The organism is Streptomyces sp. 13-12-16, from assembly GCF_002114215.1.
Classification (GTDB): Bacteria; Actinomycetota; Actinomycetes; order Streptomycetales; family Streptomycetaceae; genus Streptomyces.
The window spans coordinates 1-1,084 of record NZ_NCTE01001143.1 but is presented as its reverse complement, the minus strand read 5'-3'; the positions used below and the strand labels follow the sequence as shown (position 1 = coordinate 1,084).

The 1,084-nt window shown below is 75.2% G+C and carries 1 protein-coding gene; it reads right to left on the bottom strand.

The window, feature by feature from the left end:
• Window positions 1-1,084: acyltransferase domain-containing protein (locus tag B7767_RS36570; protein ID WP_143652836.1), on the bottom strand; the 1,084-nt coding region annotated here is incomplete at both ends.

Genomic DNA, 1,084 nt, shown 5'->3' with positions numbered 1-1,084 from the left:
GTGGTGGTGAGGCACTGGCGGGCCATGGCGGTCAGGACGCCGTCGGGTCCCAGCTCCAGGTAGCGGGTGACGCCTTCGGCCTCCAGCCGGGTCACCGCGTCGGCGAACCGCACCGTCTCGCGCACGTGCCGCACCCAGTGCTCCGCGTCGGTCACCTCGCCCGCCGCGACGACCGGCACCCGCGGCTCGGCGTAGGCCACGTTCCGCGCGACGCGGCGGAACTCCTCCAGCATCGGGTCCATCGAGGGCGAGTGGAACGCGTGGGAGACCCGCAGCCGGTTCGTCCTGCGCCCGCCCAGCCGCTCCACGGCGGCGGCGACGGCGTCCTCGGTTCCGGAGAGCACCACGGAGGAGGGGCCGTTGACGGCGGCGATCCCGACGTCCTGCCCCAGCAGCGGGAGGACCTCTTCCTCGGTGGCCTCGACGGCCACCATCGCGCCGCCGGGCGGCAGCGCCTGCATCAGCCGGCCCCGCGCCGTGACCAACGCGGCGGCGTCCGGCAGGGAGAACACCCCGGCGACGTGCGCGGCGGCCAGTTCACCGATCGAGTGACCGGCCACGAAGTCGGGCCGTACGCCCCAGGACTCGAACAGCCGGAACAGCGCCACCTGCAAGGCGAAGATCGCCGGTTGTGTGAACTCCGTACGGCCGAGCGCCTTCTCGTCGCCCCACATCACCTCGCGCACCGCGGGGTCGAGCAGCGCGCACACCTCGTCGAAGGCGTGCGCGAACGCGGGGAACGCCTCGTACAGCCCCCTGCCCATCCCCGGTTGCTGGCTGCCCTGTCCCGTGAACAGGAAGGCGGTCAGCCCGGTCGTCCGCGCGGCGCCGTCGAGGGGGGCGTCCTGCGCCAGCGCGTCCAGTCCGCCGAGGATCTCCGCACGGTCGCGGCCGACCACGACGACACGGCGGTTGAGGCCGGCGCGGGTGGTCGCCAGGGTGAATCCCACGTCCACGGGGTTCAGACCGGGGGTGGCCCGCAGGTGGTCGGCGAGTTGCCGGGCCCGGGCGCGCAGGGCGGGCCCGGTCCTCGCCGACAACGGCAGCGGCACGGGCGTGCCGGGGGCCGGGCGCGGCCCGGCGG